General features: G+C 48.7%; 22 protein-coding genes. 14 read left to right on the top strand and 8 right to left on the bottom strand.

The genetic code is table 11. The features are described from left to right. Window positions 1–69: 69 nt before the first annotated feature. Together HNR50_RS06250 and HNR50_RS06255 are read right to left on the bottom strand one after the other, a co-directional pair. On the bottom strand, window positions 70–1,842 hold the full coding sequence (locus HNR50_RS06250; RefSeq protein WP_184744989.1) for a response regulator: 1,773 nt from the start codon (window positions 1,840–1,842) through the stop codon (window positions 70–72). After that, on the bottom strand, window positions 1,839–2,249 hold the full coding sequence (locus HNR50_RS06255; RefSeq protein ID WP_184744991.1) for an acyl-CoA thioesterase: 411 nt from the start codon (window positions 2,247–2,249) through the stop codon (window positions 1,839–1,841). The genes HNR50_RS06250 and HNR50_RS06255 overlap by 4 nt, the downstream gene beginning before the upstream one ends. Window positions 2,250–2,442: 193 nt before the next feature. Here HNR50_RS06255 and HNR50_RS06260 point away from each other — a divergent pair, with 193 nt between their 5' ends. Next, window positions 2,443–4,218 (top strand): response regulator, encoded by a 1,776-nt coding sequence (locus HNR50_RS06260; RefSeq protein ID WP_184744993.1) that lies wholly within the window; start codon window positions 2,443–2,445, stop codon window positions 4,216–4,218. Here the strand turns inward: HNR50_RS06260 and HNR50_RS06265 are convergent. Together HNR50_RS06265 and HNR50_RS06270 are read right to left on the bottom strand one after the other, a co-directional pair. Then, window positions 4,215–4,850 (bottom strand): GntR family transcriptional regulator, encoded by a 636-nt coding sequence (locus HNR50_RS06265; RefSeq protein WP_184744995.1) that lies wholly within the window; start codon window positions 4,848–4,850, stop codon window positions 4,215–4,217. The genes HNR50_RS06260 and HNR50_RS06265 overlap by 4 nt on opposite strands. A 4-nt stretch (window positions 4,851–4,854) precedes the next feature. Further along, the gene (locus tag HNR50_RS06270) at window positions 4,855–5,493 is read right to left on the bottom strand and encodes a GntR family transcriptional regulator (protein WP_184744997.1); all 639 of its coding nucleotides are present in this window, start codon (window positions 5,491–5,493) and stop codon (window positions 4,855–4,857) included. Between the two features lie 135 nt (window positions 5,494–5,628). Here HNR50_RS06270 and HNR50_RS06275 point away from each other — a divergent pair, with 135 nt between their 5' ends. The 9 genes from HNR50_RS06275 (at window position 5,629) to HNR50_RS06315 (ending at window position 14,313) form a co-directional block, all read left to right on the top strand. Further along, a complete protein-coding gene (locus tag HNR50_RS06275; RefSeq protein ID WP_184744999.1) occupies window positions 5,629–6,453 on the top strand; it encodes a sugar phosphate isomerase/epimerase family protein in 825 nt (274 codons plus the stop codon). A 14-nt stretch (window positions 6,454–6,467) separates the two neighbouring features. Beyond that, window positions 6,468–7,442, top strand: coding sequence for a sugar phosphate isomerase/epimerase family protein (locus tag HNR50_RS06280; RefSeq protein ID WP_184745001.1), 975 nt, complete (start codon window positions 6,468–6,470; stop codon window positions 7,440–7,442). A 60-nt stretch (window positions 7,443–7,502) separates the two neighbouring features. Continuing rightward, the gene (locus HNR50_RS06285) at window positions 7,503–8,507 is read left to right on the top strand and encodes a tripartite tricarboxylate transporter substrate binding protein (protein WP_184745003.1); all 1,005 of its coding nucleotides are present in this window, start codon (window positions 7,503–7,505) and stop codon (window positions 8,505–8,507) included. A gap of 64 nt (window positions 8,508–8,571) precedes the next feature. Next, entirely contained in the window at window positions 8,572–9,318 is a 747-nt protein-coding gene (locus HNR50_RS06290) for a tripartite tricarboxylate transporter TctB family protein (protein ID WP_184745005.1), read from the top strand. A 16-nt stretch (window positions 9,319–9,334) separates the two neighbouring features. Further along, entirely contained in the window at window positions 9,335–10,888 is a 1,554-nt protein-coding gene (locus HNR50_RS06295; RefSeq protein ID WP_184745007.1) for a tripartite tricarboxylate transporter permease, read from the top strand. A gap of 28 nt (window positions 10,889–10,916) precedes the next feature. Continuing rightward, a complete protein-coding gene (locus HNR50_RS06300) occupies window positions 10,917–11,753 on the top strand; it encodes a transketolase (protein ID WP_221439820.1) in 837 nt (278 codons plus the stop codon). Beyond that, complete coding sequence (locus tag HNR50_RS06305) at window positions 11,750–12,679, top strand: transketolase family protein (protein ID WP_184745009.1); 930 nt, start codon at window positions 11,750–11,752, stop codon at window positions 12,677–12,679. Before HNR50_RS06300 ends, HNR50_RS06305 begins: the two co-directional genes overlap by 4 nt. Further along, window positions 12,680–13,636 (top strand): D-2-hydroxyacid dehydrogenase, encoded by a 957-nt coding sequence (locus tag HNR50_RS06310; RefSeq protein WP_184745011.1) that lies wholly within the window; start codon window positions 12,680–12,682, stop codon window positions 13,634–13,636. Window positions 13,637–13,833: 197 nt separating this feature from the next. Next, window positions 13,834–14,313 carry a hypothetical protein gene (locus tag HNR50_RS06315; RefSeq protein ID WP_184745013.1) on the top strand — a complete coding sequence of 160 codons (480 nt, stop codon included), beginning with the start codon at window positions 13,834–13,836 and terminating at the stop codon, window positions 14,311–14,313. Here the strand turns inward: HNR50_RS06315 and HNR50_RS06320 are convergent. From HNR50_RS06320 to HNR50_RS06335, 4 genes are read right to left on the bottom strand one after another with little or no spacing between them, the layout of a single operon-like run. Then, on the bottom strand, window positions 14,310–14,627 hold the full coding sequence (locus HNR50_RS06320; protein WP_184745015.1) for a hypothetical protein: 318 nt from the start codon (window positions 14,625–14,627) through the stop codon (window positions 14,310–14,312). The genes HNR50_RS06315 and HNR50_RS06320 overlap by 4 nt on opposite strands. Before the next feature lie 48 nt (window positions 14,628–14,675). Next, complete coding sequence (locus tag HNR50_RS06325) at window positions 14,676–16,289, bottom strand: gamma-glutamyltransferase family protein (protein WP_184745017.1); 1,614 nt, start codon at window positions 16,287–16,289, stop codon at window positions 14,676–14,678. A gap of 10 nt (window positions 16,290–16,299) precedes the next feature. Further along, complete coding sequence (locus HNR50_RS06330) at window positions 16,300–17,103, bottom strand: ABC transporter permease (protein WP_184745019.1); 804 nt, start codon at window positions 17,101–17,103, stop codon at window positions 16,300–16,302. Next, a complete protein-coding gene (locus HNR50_RS06335; protein WP_184745021.1) occupies window positions 17,096–18,040 on the bottom strand; it encodes an ABC transporter ATP-binding protein in 945 nt (314 codons plus the stop codon). Before HNR50_RS06335 ends, HNR50_RS06330 begins: the two co-directional genes overlap by 8 nt. Before the next feature lie 52 nt (window positions 18,041–18,092). On the opposite strand from HNR50_RS06335, the gene HNR50_RS06340 reads away from it, so the two are divergent. Genes HNR50_RS06340 through HNR50_RS06355 form a run of 4 tightly spaced genes read left to right on the top strand, consistent with a single transcriptional unit; the run spans window position 18,093 to window position 20,805 of the window. Continuing rightward, entirely contained in the window at window positions 18,093–19,307 is a 1,215-nt protein-coding gene (locus HNR50_RS06340; RefSeq protein ID WP_184745023.1) for a nucleotidyltransferase family protein, read from the top strand. Then, complete coding sequence (locus HNR50_RS06345) at window positions 19,294–19,707, top strand: S24/S26 family peptidase (RefSeq protein WP_184745025.1); 414 nt, start codon at window positions 19,294–19,296, stop codon at window positions 19,705–19,707. The genes HNR50_RS06340 and HNR50_RS06345 overlap by 14 nt, the downstream gene beginning before the upstream one ends. Then, complete coding sequence (locus HNR50_RS06350) at window positions 19,704–20,531, top strand: hypothetical protein (protein ID WP_184745027.1); 828 nt, start codon at window positions 19,704–19,706, stop codon at window positions 20,529–20,531. The genes HNR50_RS06345 and HNR50_RS06350 overlap by 4 nt, the downstream gene beginning before the upstream one ends. 7 nt (window positions 20,532–20,538) lie before the next feature. Next, entirely contained in the window at window positions 20,539–20,805 is a 267-nt protein-coding gene (locus HNR50_RS06355) for a PqqD family protein (protein ID WP_184745029.1), read from the top strand. Window positions 20,806–20,808: the final 3 nt, after the last annotated feature.

Raw genomic sequence — 20,808 nt, forward strand, 5'->3', positions numbered from 1 at the left:
TCTGCAGGTCCTTATGATGAATTCTACTTTAAGGAGGATAACACTTCAATGAATAATCATTACTAACTGTTAAAGATAGACTGAGAAGAGCTCTTTTATCTCATTGAGCTTGAGAGGTTTTACCAGATAGCCGTCGGCGCCGAAAGATAGAGCCTTCCGGCGGTTCTCTTTGTTCAAGGATGCGCTGAAAATGAAAATAGGGGTCAGATAGCCTTTTTTCCGGCAGCTCCTTGTAAACTGAAACCCGTCCATTCCCGGCATCAGGAGATCGCAGAAAATACAGTCGACCCTGTTTTTTTCCATATGGAGTAGGGCGGATTCCGCCGATTCGAAGACCTGTATGTTCGCATTGCGGAAAACATGTCTGATCTGCTCCCGGAGGATGGATCTGTTCAATTCAACATCATCAATCAGAATGATGCTTTTCCGCGTCAGGGGATCTCTCATCAAGCCTTTGGGATTCCGCGATATGACATCGGCCCGGGATACGGAGAGAAGATAGTCAATCTGATCCGAAAGCTTCTGAGCGCATCCGTCCATTTCCATCAGCTCGTTCTTGATCTCATAGGTCTTCTCCGGACTGTTGATCAGCAGATCCAGTTTCCCCCTTATCCCGAAAAGCGGTGTTCTGAGCGAGTCTGAAATCCTCATAAAGAGGTCGTTCTTATGTTTCAGCAAATTGGAATTTCTTTCGTAGACTTTCCGGTAGGGGATATAAGTAAAGAGGATCTGGAAAGGGATGATGAGAGCGGCGAAAATCCTGGTGTTGAAAACCGAATTGTGGAACTGAAAGAGAGCATTTCCAGCGAAAATGATAATGCCCCCGATCATGACTCCCAGCCAGTAAAGGGAATCATAGGTCTTTTTTCCGTAAAAAATATCGAATATGGTTATATAAATCGTTGCACTCATCGGAATAACCATTGTCAGTTCATAGGGGACATTGGCTATATAAGCCAGCCTGACAGGTCCAGCCAGTACCGCCGTTGCGTAGAGAAGGGACAAAGCGATTGACCAGTCCATCAGCTTCCTGTAGAGGGGATAATCAAATATCCGTTTAAAATAGAGGGCGAAAAGGGCGACAATAACCGGAATATTGAACCATGTCAGTTTTTCGTGAACAGTGTAGTTGTCTATGAATAGCAGGATCAGCCGGTTGTAATCTGTCAGGAACCGGATAATCATCCAGAATGCGATCAGGGCCAGAATGTGATGACTGTTCTCCCTGTTTTTGCGGTCAGCCAGCCAGGCTCCCAATGAAAAAATTCCCGAAAGCAGCAGAGCCCCTATGCTGATGGCGTCTATCGATGAGTTCTTCAGCGCCTGGCTTTCAATGGATTCCGAACGGCCGAAATAAGGTCGGGAGATCAGTCCGCTGTGGGTTGTATGATAGTCATTAACTTCAAGAAATACCGTCAACCTTTCCCTGGCGGTGATCTGAAAAACCCGGGGTTTCAGAGTGGGACTGTAGGAATCTCCGATGCGGCCGTTGTAATAGATCCTGTCGTTTATTGTCAGTTTGTATGCTGTCGGGCAGTCGGGAATGTAGAGGCTGTAATGCTCTTCTTCCGGAGGGAGTTTTATCTCCAGCTTATAGGTTCCCTCATTGATTCCGTTCTGCCAGGGCGAGGGAACAGTAATACTGTTCCAATGGCTGTTGTTCTTATCTCCATGCCCTTCCGAGAAGAGCCATGAACCGGATAAATCAACAGTTCGGGAAAAATCGAAATCCGAAAGATCAATATACCCCTGGTCGACTCCGGTTTCTATTGACGGGACACTGCAGGAGAGAAAAAGAAATGAAAGAGACAGAATGACAATTTTCTTCAATGAATCGATCAAAGTCCATATTTCTTGAATAGACTTTCGAACACTTCGTCGAGCATCAGAGGAAAGCCCTCTTTGACATCAATGCAGACCGTCGTGACTTTTGACCGGATAACCTGTGTTCCGTCTTTTTTGAAAATATCCTGAAGAAAAATCAGCCTTGTGGATTTCTTTCTCTCCAGTGCGATTTTTACGGTAAACTCATCATTGGGGAGCAGCGGAGCCAGGTAATCCATTTCAACCCGGGTTACCATAGCGGCAATACCTTCCTTGTACAGCTCGTTAAAATCGATCCCTTCGGATTTTATGAATTTATGACGGGCATGGGTCATATAGTTCTGATATTGACCATTGTTGACCACTCCCTGCACATCGCATTCGTGGTCCCGCACTTCCATGTCTATTTCAAAAATATAATCCATATGTATTGCTCCTGTTTTCTGTTGATTTTCTGGATTATAAACGGAAGAGTACATTATTACAATGTTTTTAATAGTGGTTTGTGGTTTTTGAATATTCAAAAGAATGAACGGCTACCTGATTAATCTATTTTTATTTTCCCGGAAAAGGCTTAAAATGCCCTTTTTCAACAGAATATTCGGGAGGCAGGTAATTTTGAAAGGCTGGGTCGTGATAATCTTTCCCCTTATCCTTTTACTGTCATGTGGTAATAAGGCCTATATAGAGGGAGGACACAGAGCCGAAGAAGGTCTCCTCGATCTTTCCGGAGAGTCATTCGAAAAGAACATATCACTGGAAGGGCAGTGGCTCTTCACTTCAGGACATTTCAGCGATGCTGATCCGCAAAACTGGAGCACATTGAAAGTTCCGGCCCGTTGGAACGGACGGTATCGGGACGGAACCTATTCTCTGACCGTCAAGCTTCCGCCCTCGAAGGATTATTACGGGATCTATATACCCGATTGCTACACTTCATACAGAATCCGTCTCAATGAGGACAGCTATCGGAACGGCGATATCGGCGAAAACTACGCTCCGACTCTCAAACCCAGAATTTTTCCGGTCCATGCCGGTGGCGAACTGGATATCCGTATAATGGTCAGCGATTACGATACGACATTCGGAGGTATAACATCGCCTCCCTATTTGGGAAAGCTGGAGAATATTCAGTCCCATTATACGAGAAAGAACGTTGTCGACGCCGTCAGCATAGGAGTGCTTCTGTTTTCCGGCTTTTTTTCGCTTGTCATCTGGTTCGTCTCCAGAGATAGCGGGGGGCGGCGGCAGCTGATTCTGGCCTTGCTTTCATTCTGGATGATTGTCCGCTTCGCCAGTGATTACAATTCGATCATTCTTCATTACTACGATTTTTATCTTCTTCACGAAAAACTGACCTGGTTGAATATTCCTGTCATCGTGTTCCTCTTCGGAGTGTATTTCCATCAGCTGTACGATATCAAATTCTATAAAATCCTTTTGAAAATCTCTCTGGGGCTTTCGGTGGTTTACGGACTCATCGTTCTGTTCGGTTCGGTGAAAGTGGCATACAGGGCGGACATTCCCTATGAGCTGATTATGATAGTTCCCATGACCGCGACGCTCTTTGTAACAGCTCATGATGTTTTTGTCAGAAGACGAAGCGTCGAGTCGCTCTACTGGTTTATTGTCATGGTTATCGGCATTCTTCTTTTCGGTGGCAATTCACTCAAGAGTTTCAATAATAACAATTTCAATACGGAATCCCTGACTGCCTTTATCATTCCCGTTCAGATTCTGCTTTCCTATTTCCCCTACCGCAGGATATACGATCAGAATACGAAGCTCTACAAACATAAAAATGATATCTTTATGAGAATTTCCGATTCTCTTAAAACGCCCTTATACGGAATTACCGGTCTTCTGGACATAATGAGCAGAGAGACAGAGTCTCCCCAAAAACTGGAGAAGGAAGTGAAGGCCGCTCAGGTAGAGACGGAAAAGCTGTCCCGGCAAATAGATTATCTTCTTTCGGTTTCCCGGGCCGATGTGGTAGAAAGCCGGAACATACTGAAACCGAAACTGGTCAACGCGGGATATGAAATCGTAATTATCGACGATGTGGAAATAAACCGGTCAATTGTAAAAGAACAGCTGAAACAGGTCTTCCGTAATGGACAGTTTCATCTTTTCGAGTCCGGCGAAGCTGCTCTGGCTTTCGATGAACTCCATTTCGCCGATATGATTTTCTGCGATCTTATGATGCCGGGTATGGATGGTTTCGAGTTTACAAGGGCCTGTCGAAAACAGGGGCTCCTGATGCCGCTTTTTATTTTCAGCGCTTCCCTCAATCGGGAAAACAGGCAAAAAGCGCTGGCTTTCGGAGCTGACGGTTATCTGACAAAGCCTTTAAAAATCGATGAAATCCACGATTTGTTCCAATTGTACCTTTAAAGGCTCTTTCCCAGCTTCTCTCTTGTTCTCCAGTGATGTTCCATAATCATTCTCTGGGCCAGATCGGCATTTTTCGAGCGGATGGCTTCGATGATCCTTCTGTGTTCCGGGAGAGTTTCATCCGGTTCTCTGATTAATCCCCTGGAATAGCAGCGTAGAATGAAATCACAGCGGTCTATAAATTCCTGAATCAGATTGTTACGGGATAACTTGAGAAGCGAGGAATGAAACTCACGGTCTTTGAGCTGATATTCTTCGTATCTGTCTTCAGCGACAGGAATGTCAAAACCATCGAATAATGCCAGAAGAGGTTCCCATTCCCGGTCATTCAGTTTTTCCATGCAGATATGCAGAGCCGTTCCTTCAAGCCCGGCCCGGACTTCAAAAAGCTCGACCATATCGGCTGTCGTAAAGACGCGTATAAACAGATCCCGTTTCTCCCTCTGTTCCACAATTCCTTCGCGGATCAGACGGTTCAGGGCTTCGCTGACCGGTGTAATGCTGACTCCCAGAATCTCGGCCAGTTCTTTTTTCTGCAGTTTATCTCCCGGCTTGAGGTCTTTATTGAGAAGCATAAGGACAATCTGGTCGTAAACAAGGTCGCCCAGGGCATCTTTTGACAGACGGGGCATATACCTATACCCCCTGAATCCGGTCGAGTCCGGTCTGAATATGGTCGCGCATCAGCCCTTCAGCTTTGGCGGCATCACTCTCGCTGATGGCGCGGCTTATGGCCAGATGATCACTGATGCTCCGTGAGTAATCAATCGTCCTGTCATCCTGATTGCTGAGGCTGACTATGTTATAGGAAGAAATCATGGTGCTGAGCATGACGTTCCGGCTCATGTCCGTTATCCGTCTGTGGAATTCGTAGTCGTGCTGATTGAAACCGGAGGAAGAGGTGCTGAAATCTTTCGAACTGTTTTTTTCCACATAGGAGAGGAGAGCTTTTTTTTCTTTCGGCGTTCCCAGCTCTGCGGCTTTAAAGGCTCCGAGAGATTCCAGCCGCAACCGGATATCAAAGAGATTGATTTTCTCTTCACGGCTCATCTCGTATATATAAAAACCCCTCCGGGGGATGCTTTTGACAAGCCATTCTTTTTCCAGTTTGGAAAAGGCTGAAAGAATAGGTGTGCGGGAAACGCCCAGATGAGCGGCCATTTCCTCCTGTATGAGTTTCTGACCGGGAACCAGTTCTCCTTTGAGAATCATTTCCTTTATGGATGAGTATACCTTTTCAACCAGGTCAGCAGTTTCAACTTTGTATGATTTCATTATGGATTCAGTATGGATCATAAGCAGGCTCAGGTCAATAGCGATATTGTATACAAAATAAATAATCCAAAAAAACGTTGACAGCTAAAAAATGCTGTGTATAAAATAATGTATACAAAATTAAGGAGAGCGAAATTGATCGGAGTATCCCCAGCCTACTATATCAGCCGATACGGCACGGCATTTACAATTGATGATGTCATTGAAGGCATGGATTGGTTGAGGGATCACCATTTTACAGCACTCCAGCTTGAAGTCTTTCATTACAATCAAATCGATCAATGGACTTTCAGCAATGGCATGAGGCTGAAGAATGCGCTTGACGATAAAGGATTGAAAGCCAGTCAGTTCGTTGCCCATTTTCTGATGAACAGCTTTGACAGCCCTGAATCGCTGCGCTCTGACAAGGGTCTATATGAACTTGAATTCATTTCTGCCCTGGTAAGCCGATTTTCCTTAACCGGTATTATCACTGTTCCCATACCTCCTTTTGAGAGTGACGGCCCTGCCGGTAGAGATGAATTTCTATATTTTGATGAAAAGCTGAACAGAATCGCACTTTTCCTGGAAGAGAAGGGGCTGGCATTGGCACTCGAGCCGCAGCCGGGAAGTCTGGCAGCTGATCTTTCCTTTCTGGAAAGACATGGGAAGATTGGACTCAATCTCGACCCCGGGCATCTTTTATGCAGCGGTATCGATCCCTTCTCTCTGGATCTTGAAATCCTGTCCCGGGTTATGGCTACCCATCTGTGCGAGAATGACGGAGTGGAAAATCTCTCTCTACGGCCGGGAACATTCGACAACCGCTGGGCGAGCCTTCTGGGTAATCTTATCGGATCGGGATACAGAGGAACATTTGATCTCGAGATAATCTGCCGGTCTGAACAGTTTGAACCGGAATATGAAGCGGGCCGATTTTTTTTAGAAAACTATTGTATACAAAATAATATATACATATGAGGAGTTTATAATTTATGAGCAATAAACCGAAATTCGCTGTCATAACCGGTTTTATCGGTGAAACGGCAGACCGGTTCCGTTCCTATAACGCACCGAAAAACCTGGAGGAGAAATTTCAGGTCATGCATTCCCTGGAGAATGTTAACGGCGTGGAACTTGTCTTTCCCTATGAAGTGAAGGATGCTGCTGTCGTCAAGCCGCTGCTTGAGAAGTATGAACTGGAGATGGCCGCCGTTAATGTGAATATCAAAAAGGAAGAGGAATTCCTGCACGGCAGTGTGTCTCATCCTGATAAAACCATTCGGGAAAAGGCAGTCCGCTTCATCAAGGAGGCAAAGGACTTTGCCGAGGCCGTCGGCGCGGACAAAGTACAGTGCTGCCCGCTCGGAGATGGATATGAGTACAGTCTGCAGTCCGATTATGCCAACTCGTGGAAGCATATGGTCGAATGTTTTGCCGAAGCGGGGGAGTACAAGCCGGAAATCCCCCTCTTCATCGAATACAAACCCAATGAGATCCGCGGGAACTGCTTTATCGAAAATGCGGCCAAGACCCTCTGTCTGCTCAACGACATCGGCAATGAGGCAATTGGAGTCACGCTTGATTTCGGACACTCCATGTACGGAGGCGAAACTCCGGCGGAAGCCCTCTCATTAATCGAAAGCAGCCGGTTTCCCTATTACATCCATATAAACGATAACGACGGAAGGTGGGACTGGGACTATATGTGCGGCACGCGGAACTTCCAGGCCTATGTTGAGTTCGTCTATTACCTCAAGCGCTTCAACTATGCCGGCTGGCTCACCTCCGACACATCGCCCACCCGCGTGGATATTAAGGAATGTTTCGAAGCCAACGCCCGGTGGACCCAGAAAATCTGGGACATGCTCGATGCCATGGATCTTAAGGAACTGACGAAACTGCTCAATCAGACGGATTTTGTCAGGAACTGGAAGTTTCTGGAAAAAGAACTGTTTTTCAGAAATTGAACAAAAAATTTTGAATACACAGACTGTCTGGTCTGTTAGAATATTAGAAGGAGATTTTTTATGAAGAAACTGTTAACTCTGGTTGTTTGTCTGGCAGCATTGTCAGGTGTTCTCTTTGCGGAAGGACAGGCGGAATATCCCGAAAGAGATATTACCAACATTCTGGTCTGGGGTGCCGGCGGCGGTACCGACACATGTAACCGCGTGGTTATGGCCGAAATGGCAAAGGAACTGGGAGTCAACATCAATGTGGTTAACAAACCCGGCGGCGTGGCCGGTTCGGTCGGAATGAGCGACGCATTCGCCAAAGCCTCCGACGGGTACACAATCTGCGGTCTTTCCGAATCCTGCGTGACCTCCGCTGTTATGGGCGGATTCCCCGAAAGAATGAATGTATGGGATTTCTTTATCATCGGCGGGTCTCCCGATATCGTTTCCGTAACACCCGATGCCCCCTACGACACTATTGAAGACCTGATCGAAGCGGCAAAAGCCAACCCCGGATCTATCAGAGCCGGCGCCGGCGGAGCGGGATCCATTCACCACCTGAATCTTCTTGCACTGCAGGACGGAACAGGCGCGGAGTTCAACTTTATCCCCTACGATGGTTCAGCACCTTCACAGAATGCTGCCATGACCGGTGAGATTACAGTTGTTGTTACTTCTGTTGCGGAACAGGCTCAGCTTATCCGCGGTGGAAAACTGAAACCCCTCGGCGTTCTGGTGGAAGACAACTTCGACCTCGATGGAACAGCCATACCTTCTGCGCTTCAGGCTTATACTGACCTGAGAAACTTCCTGCCTATTTCCCAGGCTATCGGTTTCGCTATCAAGAAAGATGCTGATGAAGCCATCAAATCCAAACTGAGAAACGCTTTTACAGTTGCTATGAACTCACAGGCTGTACTCGATTTCGGAAAAGAGAACTTCTACATTCTCTCCGGTAAATACGGAGAGGAAGCCGGTAAGGTTTTCGATTCACTCGAATCCAACTTCGCCTGGACTCTCGATGCTCTGGGAGCGGCAAAGGTTAGCCCTGCTTCTCTGGGCATACCGAAAATGTAATATCCTACGGGCGCTTCTCCATGACAGAGGCGCCCTTCATTCAATTTTTTAAGGAATTCTTGAAATGGAAGAAAAAAAACTTCGGCAGTATGATTTTATTACGGCGGTCGGATTGATTCTGTTCAGTGTCTGGGAATTGTCACAGGCTTTAAAAATGCCTATGAAAGAGTCCTACGGCGGTGTTCAGAGCGAATGGTATGTCTCTCCCGCCCTGTTGCCTATGATAATCGGCGGGGGCTTGATGCTGCTGGGGGCGATCCTTCTGGTCAATGCAATCAGAACCGGCGGAGCAGCTTCTTTTATCGAAGCTGTAAAAAACAGCGGAAAAATAAAGGTGACCGAACCGACAAGACGGGTTGTTACGGTCGTTTTCGCTTTTGTATCCTTCATCTATCTGATGATTCCTAATGTGGATTTCTTTCTGAGCATTTCCCTTTTTCTCTTTTACATCTCCACTTCCTTTTATCCGGAAAGAGATGATTTCAGAAAGAAGATGACCTTGCAGTTCATCATTGGAATGGGTGTGCTTCTCATACTGATTACTACGGGACTGGACGATGTTCTCAAGGGAATTCTTTCCTATAACGTTGATATACTGGCTCTGCTGTTTCTCATCTATCTGAATATCTACAGCCGGATACAGGCCCGCAAAATGGATATAGCCCGGAAAACTATCAGACAGGTAACGCTGATCTCACTCATCGTTCCCCTTATTCTCTGTCCTCTTTTCCGCTATTTCCTTCTGGTTCCGCTACCTGTCGAGGGGGGGATCATCAAACTGATGAACCTCGTCTATTACGCCGTGCGCTAAATAATAGGAGAAAAATATGGGTTTTCTGGAACCTTTGCAGATATTTTTTATGAGCATAGTCGGATTGGTCGCCAATCCGGTTAACATACTGATCCTTTTCGGATCGGTTATTATGGGTATCATTTTCGGCGCGACGCCGGGACTGACTGCCACACTGGGAGTCGCTTTGCTGACGACTCTCACATACGGAATGGATGTTTCAACCGCCATGGTCGCCCTTATGGGAATTTATGTCGGCGGTGTCTACGGCGGAAGCTATACGGCCGTTCTTGTCAATATTCCCGGGACCGCCGCTTCGGCAGCTACGGCTCTCGACGGCTATCCCCTGGCACGGAAAGGGCAGGCTGGACGGGCTCTCGGTCTGACGACGACGGCATCGGCCATCGGTACGGTTATCGGTATGGTGTTCGTCGTCATGCTGTCTCCGGTTATCTCGGCCCTCGCCCTGGAATTCACATCCTTCGAGTTTTTCCTGCTGGCGCTATTCGGAATTGTCATCAGCGGAACCCTGACTAGTCAGGATCTGGTTTACAAAGGGTGGATCGCCGGTCTCATCGGACTTTTCCTGGCCACGATCGGCCGGGACAGCCTTCAGTTTTTTCCGCGCTACACCTTCGGAATGAGCGAACTGGAAGGGGGGCTCGATCTGGTTCCCGTCCTCATCGGAGCATTCGGTATCCCCCAGATCATGCAGACCATCCGGGACAATTTTAAAATATCCGAGACGAGCGAGTTTAAAAAGATTCTGCCCGAGTGGAAAACCATCGGAAAAAATATTCCCACCATCCTCAGGTCATCCCTTATAGGAGTGGGTATTGGAGCGGTTCCCGGCATAGGTGAAGATATCGCCGGTTGGGTTTCCTATGGAACAGCCAAGAAAGCCAGCAAGCACCCCGAAGAATTCGGAAAAGGGGCCGTGGAAGCGGTCATTGCCACGGAAACGGCCAACAATTCCTGTATCGGCGGAGCCATGATTCCCCTGCTCAATCTGGGAATACCAGGCAGTCCTCCCGCGGCCATGCTCCTCGGCGCCTTCATGCTTCACGGCATACAGCCGGGACCGATGCTCAATATCGACAGACCGACTTTCGTTCTGGAGATTACGGCCATCCTTCTTCTGGCGTCCATAGCCATGTGGGTGAGCGGAATTTTCCTGTCCAAACAGGTTGTTAAAGTACTCAAAGTTCCCACATCGCTGTTTATGCCTATCATTGCGGTACTGTGCGTCATCGGGTCCTACGCTCTGGGAATGAGGGTGTTCAACCTCTACCTTATGCTCCCCATCGGTATACTGGCTTATTTCCTGTCGGAGATGAAATATCCCATCGCTCCCCTGATTATCGGAGTGATCCTGGGAGACATGTGCGACCAGAACCTGAGACGGGCCCTTATGGTTTCCCAGGGCAGCTTTATGCCTGTTTTCCAGAGACCGGTCTCTCTGGTTCTGATTCTGGTAATCGCCATTCTCATAGCCGGACAGATTCCTGCATTTCAGAGATTTCAGGTCAGAGTGAAAGAAGGAGTTGTCTCGCTCTTTAAAAAAAAAGAGAAAAGCGCTGACAACGCATAACTGAACAATCCTTTTACGGAGAAAAATTATGAATAAGAATGACAAAGCAGTCATGTTGCGGGAAAAAGCCCGAGAACTGCGCAAAACTGCTCTTACTATGATACATACGGCCGGATCCGGCCATCCCGGAGGCTCCCTTTCGGCAGCCGATTTTATGGCGGCGCTCTACTTTGACGAACTGAATATCCGCCCCGAAGACCCGAAGTGGCCCGACAGAGACCGGTTTGTTCTCTCCAAAGGCCATGTCTGCCCCATCCTCTACTCATCTCTGGCTCTGCGGGAGTATTTTCCCTATGAGACCATCTACACGCTGAGAAAACAGGGATCGATCCTTCAGGGACACCCCGATATGAAAGTCTGCCCCGGCGTGGACATCAGCACCGGATCGCTGGGTCAGGGGCTTTCGACTGCGGTCGGCATGGCTCTGGCCGGGAAAAGAGACGGACGGAGCTACAGGGTTTTCTGTCTGGTCGGTGACGGAGAGTGCCAGGAAGGGCAGATCTGGGAAGCTGTTCAGTCCGCTGTTAAATATGAACTGGATAACCTGGTTATCATCGTAGACAACAATAATCTGCAGAACGACAACACCTGTGATGTGGTCATGCCTACGGGAGATCTGAGGCTCAAGTTTGAAGCCTTCGGCTGCGAAGCCTATGGAATCGACGGGCACGATATGGATCAGATCGTCGAAGTTCTGGATACAATCAGGGAAAGTGATAAAAAACTACCCAAAGTGATCGTCGGCAAGACAGTTAAGGGCAAGGGCGTTTCCTTTATGGAAAATGTGGTTCAGTGGCATGGAATGGCTCCCGACAAGGAGCAGTTCGCCACAGCCATAAAAGATGTTGAAGAGGTGACGGTATGACAGGTAAAGCGACAAGAGATGCCTACGGGGAAGCGATCCTCGAACTGGGCAGAGATAACAAAGATATATATGTAGTGGATGCGGACATCGGCAAATCCTGTAAGACCGTACCCTTTTCGCAGGAACTTCCGAACCAGCATGTCAATGTGGGGATTGCCGAGCAGAATGCCTGCGGGGTAGCGGCCGGTCTGGCGACCTGCGGGAAAATCCCTTTTGTGACGACCTATGCGGTTTTCGGTTCCATGAGGATGTCCGAGCAGATCCGCCAGGAAGTGTGCTACCCGAAGCTGAATGTAAAAATCGCCTGTTCCCACGGGGGATTCACCCCCGCCAACGACGGCGCCAGCCATCAGGGCGTTGAGGATATGGGCGTGCTCCGTTCCATTCCCGGCATGACTGTGCTGATGCCGGCAGACTTCTATTCAGCCAAGAAGCTCGTTAAAGCCGCAGCCGCCTACAATGGTGCTGTCTATCTTCGGTTTACCAGAGATCCTGTCCCTTTCATCTATGATGAGAACGCCGAGTTTGAGATCGGGAAAGCTGTGAAGCTGAAGGAGGGGAAGGATGTCGCGATCATCGCCAACGGAGATATCATGTCCGTTGCCCTGAAAGCGGCTGAAGAGTTGGAAGCGAAGGGACATTCGGTGCGCCTGCTGGATATGCACACCATAAAGCCCCTCGATGAAGAGGCGGTCAATACCTGTATCGAAGAGATCGGGAAGATCATCACTGTGGAAGACCACAATATCCTCAACGGTCTGGGAAGCGCTGTTTGTGAAATGGTTGCCGAAAAAGGGAAGGGGATTGTCAAGCGGATTGGTATTCGCGACCAGTTCGGAGAATCGGCCCCCTACGAGTATCTGCTGGAAAAGAACGGCATTACTGTAGATAATATAGTGAAGTCTGCAGAAAGGATGTTCCAATAGATGAAAATAGTAGTTCTTGACGGATACACCCTCAATCCGGGAGATCTCTCCTGGGAGGGTTTTGAAAATCTCGGTGAGTTCACCTGTTATGACAGAACCGAAGAGAAGGATATAGTCAGCCGGATCGGGGATGCAGAGCTGGTCATTACCAATAAGACCCCTGTTTCGGCAGAGACCATTGCCGCCTGTCCCAACATTAAGTATATCGGTGTTCTGGCAACGGGTTACAATGTTGTCGATGTGGAAGCTGCTGCGGCCCGACATATCCCTGTAACCAATATTCCCACTTACGGAACTACAGCGGTGGCTCAGTTCGCCTTTGCGTTGTTACTTAATATCTGCCATCACGTTCAGGACCACAGCAATGCGGTTTTCCAGGGGCGCTGGACGGCGGCTCCCGACTTCTGCTTCTGGGATTTTCCCCTGATGGAACTGGCCGGCAAGACCATGGGGATTATCGGTTACGGGCGGATCGGCCAGGCAACGGGAAAAATCGCTCAGGCTTTCGGAATGAAAGTCCTGGCTTATGATGATTACCGGAATGCCGATCTGGAGTGTGAAACCATGGCTTATGCTTCGCTTGATGATCTGCTGGAGCAGTCCGATGTCATTTCCCTCCACTGTCCGCTTTTCGAGTCGACAAAAGGGATTATCAATAAGGGCAATATCGCAAAGATGAAGGACGGGGTGATCATTATCAACACATCCCGCGGGCCGCTGATCGTGGAAGAGGATCTGGCGGAAGCTCTGAACTCGGGTAAGGTGAGAGCGGCGGGTCTCGATGTGGTTTCTACAGAACCGATCCGGGAAGACAATGTTCTGCTTAAGGCAAAGAACTGTCTGATAACGCCACATATCGCCTGGGCTCCTCTCGAGTCGCGGTCGAGGCTTATGAATATCGCTGTTGATAATCTGAAATCCTTTCTGGACGGGGCGGTTGTGAACAGGGTTAATTGATTCTGAGATATTATGGAAAAGGGCAATCAAATGTTTGATTGCCCTTTTTTTCTGTTTAGTAAGGAGGTCTTTACACTCTTCAGTCATGTCATAGACCATTGACGATAAGATTCTTGACAGCGGTTACCAAAAAAAACTGGTTTTTCTCATACGTGAGTTATATTAGTCGTAAGACTTTAGTATTAGATGAGGTGCTCATGACCGGACCCATACTGTCAGGCCTGCTGTTTTCACTTTCCGTTATTCTCTTAAGTTTTTTCAAACCGGGAAGCTGCCGGGTTTTTATCGGCTTTTTTTTTATTATTTCCGGTGCCGTCGTCAATCTCACATTAATAATCATACGACCTTTTTTCGTCTATCAGTACGGCATGACGGCCCGCCTTGAACTGTATCGAGACTTTACCGAGAGGGTCATCGGAGTCAATCCCATCCTGTTCGGCGTCCTGCTCATTCTCTTCGAGTTGACTGTGGGGATGATGATTCTCGGTAAAAAGCGATGGGTGACCGGGGGCCTGTTGCTGGCCTCTCTGTTTATGGTGATCCTCATTCCCCTTCAGGCTTATCGTTTCGCCTGGGCGCTATCCGTGCCCTCTCTTCTCTTCCTTATGAGAGGGAACTACGGTAAAAGTCTGATTGATATGGTGAGGGAGAGAAGAGAAGGAGCGAAAACCGATTAAAATTCCTTATAAGCCAGATACATTTTGTCTTTATTGCGGATAATGACAGCTTCTTCGGGAAAATTCAGTTTTATGGAAAGCGATTCGGAAACCAGAATTGTACCCATGGGACATTCGTTGAGCAGATGGAAATCCGCCTTTCCGATCTGGCCTTCGCCTTGATTGAGTTTTTCTATGGACTGCCCGGCGTAAAGATCCATTTGCAGGTCGCGGGTATAGAGATCCAGATCCTCTCCGTCATTGGGATGGATGGCCAGTTCGATATCCTTGAATTTCTTTTCCACTACTATATTCATCAGTTCCGTGTGTTCCATGTATTAAGAATAATTCGCGGGATTCCGGATTTCAACAGTTTCATTTGATTAAAAAGTCAAAACTGCGCTGTCGGCTCGTCCTTCTGTTCCTCCCCACAGCACTCCCCCGGAATCCCGCCATATAATCTGGCCCCTTCCGAAAAGAGCCGCGTTGTGGCTGTAGGAAATCTCATGGCCTTTTCTCTCCAGTGCCCGAACCGTTTCGGACGGCACATCCGGTTCAACCAGTACCTTTTTTCCTTCCATCCACTGCCATCGGGGAGCATCGAGAGCGCTCTGGGGATTCATATGATAATCCACCGTATTCATGATAACCTGAAGATGTCCCTGAGGCTGCATAAAACCGCCCATAACACCGAAAGGACCCACGGCTTTGCCTTCTTTTGTAAGAAAACCCGGAATGATAGTGTGGTAAGGTTTTTTTCCCGGTTCCAGGCAATTGGGATGCCTGCGGTCAAGAGAGAAACTGTGACCGCGGTTTTGCAGGCTGATGCCTGTGCCCTGTACGACGAGACCCGAACCGAAGCCCATATAATTGCTCTGGATAAAGGAAACCATGTTCCCCTCTCCGTCGGCTGTGGCCAGATAAACTGTTCCTCCCCGGGGGGGAGTTCCCGGTTCAGGCTCTAAAGCCTTATTCCCGATCAGTTTTCGCCGCTCTCTGGAATACTGTTCCGACAGGAGAGCGTCTGTTGAGATTTTCATTGTATCCGGATCGGTAATAAATTGCCGTCCATCGGCGAAGGCCAGCTTTATGGCTTCGATCTGGAGATGGAGTCTTTCCGTTTCCGCCATCGATGATGGATTGTCATTGCCAAGCATGCTGAGTGCCATCAGCGCGACGAGACCCTGACCGTTGGGAGGTAATTCCCAGACATCGTATCCCTTGTACGGTACGGAAAGCGGTCTGACCCACTGCGGCTTATGGGCGGCCAGGTCCCCGCTGTTAAGAAATCCTCCGGTCTCCGAGGAAAACCGGACTATTTTATCCGCCAGGTCCCCTCTGTAAAATGACTCCGCTCCGGTTTCTCCGATTTCCCGGAGAGTGGCACCGTGGTCTTTCATAGTAAAAAGATCACCAGGTTCCGGCGCTTTGCCTCCGGGGGCGAAGGTTTGAAACCAGGAAGCGAATTGCGGATCTTTCAGGTGCTCCTTGTATATTCCATAAGCCCGTTGCCAGTTGGCACTGACATGGGGGGACAGGGGAAATCCCTCTTCGGCATATTTCACCGCCGGTTTCAGAGTTTCCGCCAGAGATAAGCGTCCAAACTTTCTGTTCAGTTCCGCCCAGCCTCCGGGGACTCCGGGGACTGTTACGGGATACCATCCGAAGCGGGGCATTTCCTTTAGTCCCGCCTTTTCCAGTTCTTCGATGGACAGCGCCAGGGGGGAACGGCCGCTGGAATTCAGTCCGTGCATTTTTCCGTTCATCCAGACAATGGCGAAATTGTCACCCCCTATGCCGTTTGAGGTCGGTTCAACGACGGTCAGGCAGGCCGCGGTGGCGATCGCCGCATCGACGGCATTGCCTCCCATCCTGAGAATGTCCAGTCCTGCCTGAGCGGCCAGGTTCTGCGAAGTGGCTACCATTCCGTTTTTCCCCACTGTTACATAGCGGCGGGAAGAATGGGGATATTGGAGCGATTGTTCTTTTAAATTCATAAGATTTCCTTCAGTACTGGACGAGGCTGCCGTCCTTTTTGGCCCTTTTCAGGGCATGGTGAAAAATATACAGAGAGAGAGGTCCGACGAGAGCTGTAAACAGGAACAGAAAGAGCAGAGATGTTAATATCTGTCTGTCCTGCGGACTAACGAGAAGAATCTCTCTGACGATTTTACTCGAATGGGTCAGGGGAAGCAGCTTGGATATCCATTGTATGCCTTTAGGCATGACCTCTACGGGGAAAAGCAGTCCTCCGAGAAAATAACTGGAGGCCCCGAAAAAAGCATTTATGGGATTCCCCTGCTTGAAAACCAGGGTGAAAGAAGCGGAAACGAGGCCGACGCTTATGAAAGCTCCGAAAGTGAGGACCAGCGATATGAACAGAAGAGCAACCTGTCCCGGGTCGACCGATAGCTTGAGAATGAGGATGCTCACACCTATGAGAAAAAAGCTTTCAAAGAAGGATTTGAGGAATGACCAGAGAGAGTTCCCGATGAGAATCGTATAAACTGAATTCGGTGTTATCAGAAGCGCTTCCAGAGTCCCCTGAACCTGGGCATTGCGGATTTGAGAAGAGAAGGAGTAAAGCCCGGTGGAAACGAATGTGCTGAGTGCCATGCCCAGAATGGCAAAGGCGAAGTAGTCGTTCCCGTAACGTTCGAGCTGGATGGAGAAACCGCCGCTGAATGTTTTTCCAACGAAAAAGAGAAAGAGAACAGTTAGCAGGATACCGATTAACTGAAGAATGAAACGGAATCGGTAACTCAGCATGGACTGCCAGTCCCGTTTCAGAAAAGCCAGCATTTTATTCATCAGGACCCTCCAGAAAGTGCTTCAGAATATCCATCAGTCCCGGTTCTTCCTTTTTCAGTTCGATCAGGCGGCCGCCGCTCCGGATAAAGTCTTCCATCAGGCTGGAAATTTCCTCTATCCCCGACTTCAGCCGGAATTCCCAGTCATTGATAATTTCGATTTTCTCTTTCTGTGATTTCTGCCATGAAGAGGGAAGGCTTTCGTGCCGCACTCTGAAATGATTTTCCTGCTGCACCCGGTTCCTGAGGATTTGCGGGTCGCCTTCCGCGACAATACGTCCCTTGTGAAGCAGAGCTATCCTGTCGGCCAGTTCCGCCGCTTCATCGAGATCGTGCGTGCAGAGAAAAACGGTCGCTCCCCTTTTGTCCAGGAGAATCTCTCTGACGAAATTGCGGAAATCTTCCCGGGCAATGGGATCAAGATGATTGGCCGGTTCATCGAGCAGATATAAATCCGGGTCGGACAGGAGCGCTCTGGCAATGTTCAGTTTCTGCTTCATGCCCGCGGAATACTGGCGGAAGGGTTTATCGGCGTCTTCGTAAAGATTCACTTCTTTCAATACCGAATTTATCGTTTCATCTCTATCGGATATGCCGTAGAGCGAGGCAAAAAAATCGAGATTCTGCCTGCCTGTCAGGCGCCAGTAAAAGGATCGGTCGTTGGGGGTCACCAGGCCGACTCCCCTGAAATCCTTTTCCGGTATTTCTATTGATCCCTTATCCGGGAGTATCAGGCCGGCGAGGATTTTTATCAACGTGGTTTTTCCCGCTCCGTTGGGACCGAGAACACAACACACCGAGCCGCGGGGAATTGTCAGATCAAGTCCTTTCAGAGCTTTCTGCCGCTCCCCTTTGCGAAAGGGATTGAGATTGGGAACGGGATATTCTTTTTCAATACCTTTTATTCTTATAAATGAGGTATGTTCTTTTGCCGCCATAGGCTTTACTATGCTATAGTTGAGTCTGCAACGCAAGGAATTACGTAAAAAAATGAACGAAAGCCGTATCATTATCGACACGCTCTGCCATGGCCGCTGGGACGATACCAGGGCGGCGGAAATGGATCCCCGGAAGCTCCTCTCTCTGGCTCACCGCAACAAGGTGCTGGTTCCCCTGTCCCGTTATGTGTTCGATCACAGAATAGATCATTTTTTTAAAGGCACAACATCTCTCCGAAGGATGAGGGAGACGCTGCTCCTTCATGAACGGGACAAAGGCATCTGGCTCGAAACCCTTCATTCGCTGGTTCCGCAAATGGAAGAGGCGGGGATCGATGTTCTGCTTCTCAAAGGCCTCAGTTATGAAACCGATATTCCCAGGGACATGGGCGATCTCGATCTGCTCGTCAGACCGGAGCAACTGGAAAAAGCTATAGCTCTCCTGGAGAAAAACGGCTTCGTTTATGCCGGCGGCAACAGAGGGTTTCACAAAAGGAAAGGAGAAGCGGGGAACTGGGAGCGGCTGAAGCCCTGGAGCAACCAGTTCGAATTTCTCAATGAGAAAACAGGTCTGCTCATCGAGCTGCATACGGAATTTTTCCACAGGGACAGAGTGTACCGATTCAGTTTCGATTCCCTTCTCGACAGGATTGAAGATTTCCGGCGACGCTCTGTTTATTCGAAAGAACTGAAATGCCGGATTTTATCCGTCGAAGACAGGCTCCTTCTGCTGTGCATACATACAGCCGTGAAAAGAGCCGCGCCGAAAAAAACCTTCGCTCTCCGCAATATTCTCGATATAGAAAATTTTATTGCCGCTCACCCCGTTGACTGGCAAGTTCTGCAAAGAACAGCGGAGGAAACGGGAATGCTGCTTTTTCTGCTCTATTCACTGGAGACAGCCAAGCGCTTTTTCCCGGACCTTCCCGGCGGTGATATCCTGAAAGCGGGAAATGATAGGCTCACATCTTTTCAACGGCGGTTTAAAAAAAACATGCATAATTGTTTTTATGATCTGGATACGGCCCGTTATTTCAGAACAGTCCTCTATGAACTGGGTCTTCCCTTTGCCGTGAAAAGCCGTCTGAAACATAAAATTTCCAGTATTTGCGTTCTTCCGGTTCTGTTCCCCGAGCCGTGGCGACTCCGGCAGTTGTACGGGTTCTCCCGCCACTCACCCTGGTTCTTTCTCGCTTATCCCCTGGAACCGGTAAGGTGGATCCGCGTCGCCTTGAGGCAGAGGAGGCCGCCCCTTGGTAAAATCTGAGGCTATGGGGATACTTCTGGAGGGAAAGGAAGCTCTATGGCTGCCCCTTCTCAGCGGGAGCATGGCTCCGGCTCTCCTTCCGGGAGATGAATTGTATATCGATCCGCAACGGAGAACTCCCCGCCGGGGAGAAATAGCCGTATTTTTCAGAGAGGGCAGATTTTTCAGTCACCGGGTTCTTTTCTCATTCCGCTGGGGGACGTCCCGCTTTCTCTGCGAGAAAGGCGATGCCAATTCATCTGCCCGTTTCATTGCGGAAAAAAAGGTTCTGGGAACAGTTCTCAGATTTAAAAGAAATGGACTTGAAACCGATCTTACAAGTGCGGAAGCCGTCAGATTCTCGAAAAAACTGGCCCGGCGGTCTTTTTTCAGACTTTGGAAAATCAGGAGATGGAGATGAACCGCTTGAATCTGGCTGTAGGCCCCGTATCGATGGCACTGGACTTTGAGGACAAGTCATTGTGCGAACATTTTTCCCGTTATTTTATGGATCAGATCTCTCAATCCGATCCTCAGGTGATAATGGAGATTCATCTGACTGATAAAAAAACAAGCGGCCGGGTCCCGAACAGCCTTTTTTTAACTAAGAGAAAAAGGGAAATGGGATTTGAAACGGGTGAAGGATTGCTCCAGGCCCATTACGATCGCCAGAAAAAAATATGGATTTTTACAGTCAATCTGCTGCTTCTGAAAAATGATTATACCCGGGTATTCGAACAGATCCTCTATCAGGCTTTTTACAGCGTTGTGGGGGAGCGGAATTATCACCTGGTCCATTCGAGCGGCGTTATCAGGGACGGGCAGGGGTTCCTCTTTTTCGGTCCCTCCGAAGCGGGGAAAAGCACAGTGGCTTCGCTCAGTTCCCCCTATTCTGTTATTAACGATGAGATAAATATCATTGACCTGGAATCAGAGATCCCCATGCTCGTCAGCACGCCTTTCAACGGGTTATATCGCGATAAAGCAGAAGGCCGCGCTCCTCTCAAGGGGCTTTTCCTCCTAAACAAAGCTCCGCATCACCGCGTCGAAGCAATCCGGGGGGCCAAAGCTGTGAAACCTCTCGCAGGGGAGATCATTCCTCCCATCGGTCTCGATGAGATTCTGGACCCTATGACTTTTCCGTCCATGATGGACAGAGCGGCCGTGATCTGTAAAAATGTTCCTGTCTATCGGCTGGATTTTCTCCCCGACAGCGGATTCTGGGATGTTCTCAAAGAATTGTGAGGTGAATATGAACTGGACTGAAAATCTTAAAATCAATAAGGAATTCATTTCCCGTGATCTGGGTGACGAAATCGTTCTCATGTCGAAAGACGGACAGGAAATCCACAGTTTCGAAGATTCGGGCTTATGGGTATGGCAGCAGCTGCAGGAAGGGAAAACCCCTCAGGATATTCTCGGCGCGATTCTGGAAGAATATGATGTCCCGGAAGAGCGCGCTAAAGCGGATCTGGAAGATTTTTTCAATGATCTTCTGGAAAAAGGCATAGTAGAGTAAATT

Source organism: Spirochaeta isovalerica, from assembly GCF_014207565.1.
Lineage (GTDB): Bacteria > Spirochaetota > Spirochaetia > DSM-2461 > DSM-2461 > Spirochaeta_F > Spirochaeta_F isovalerica.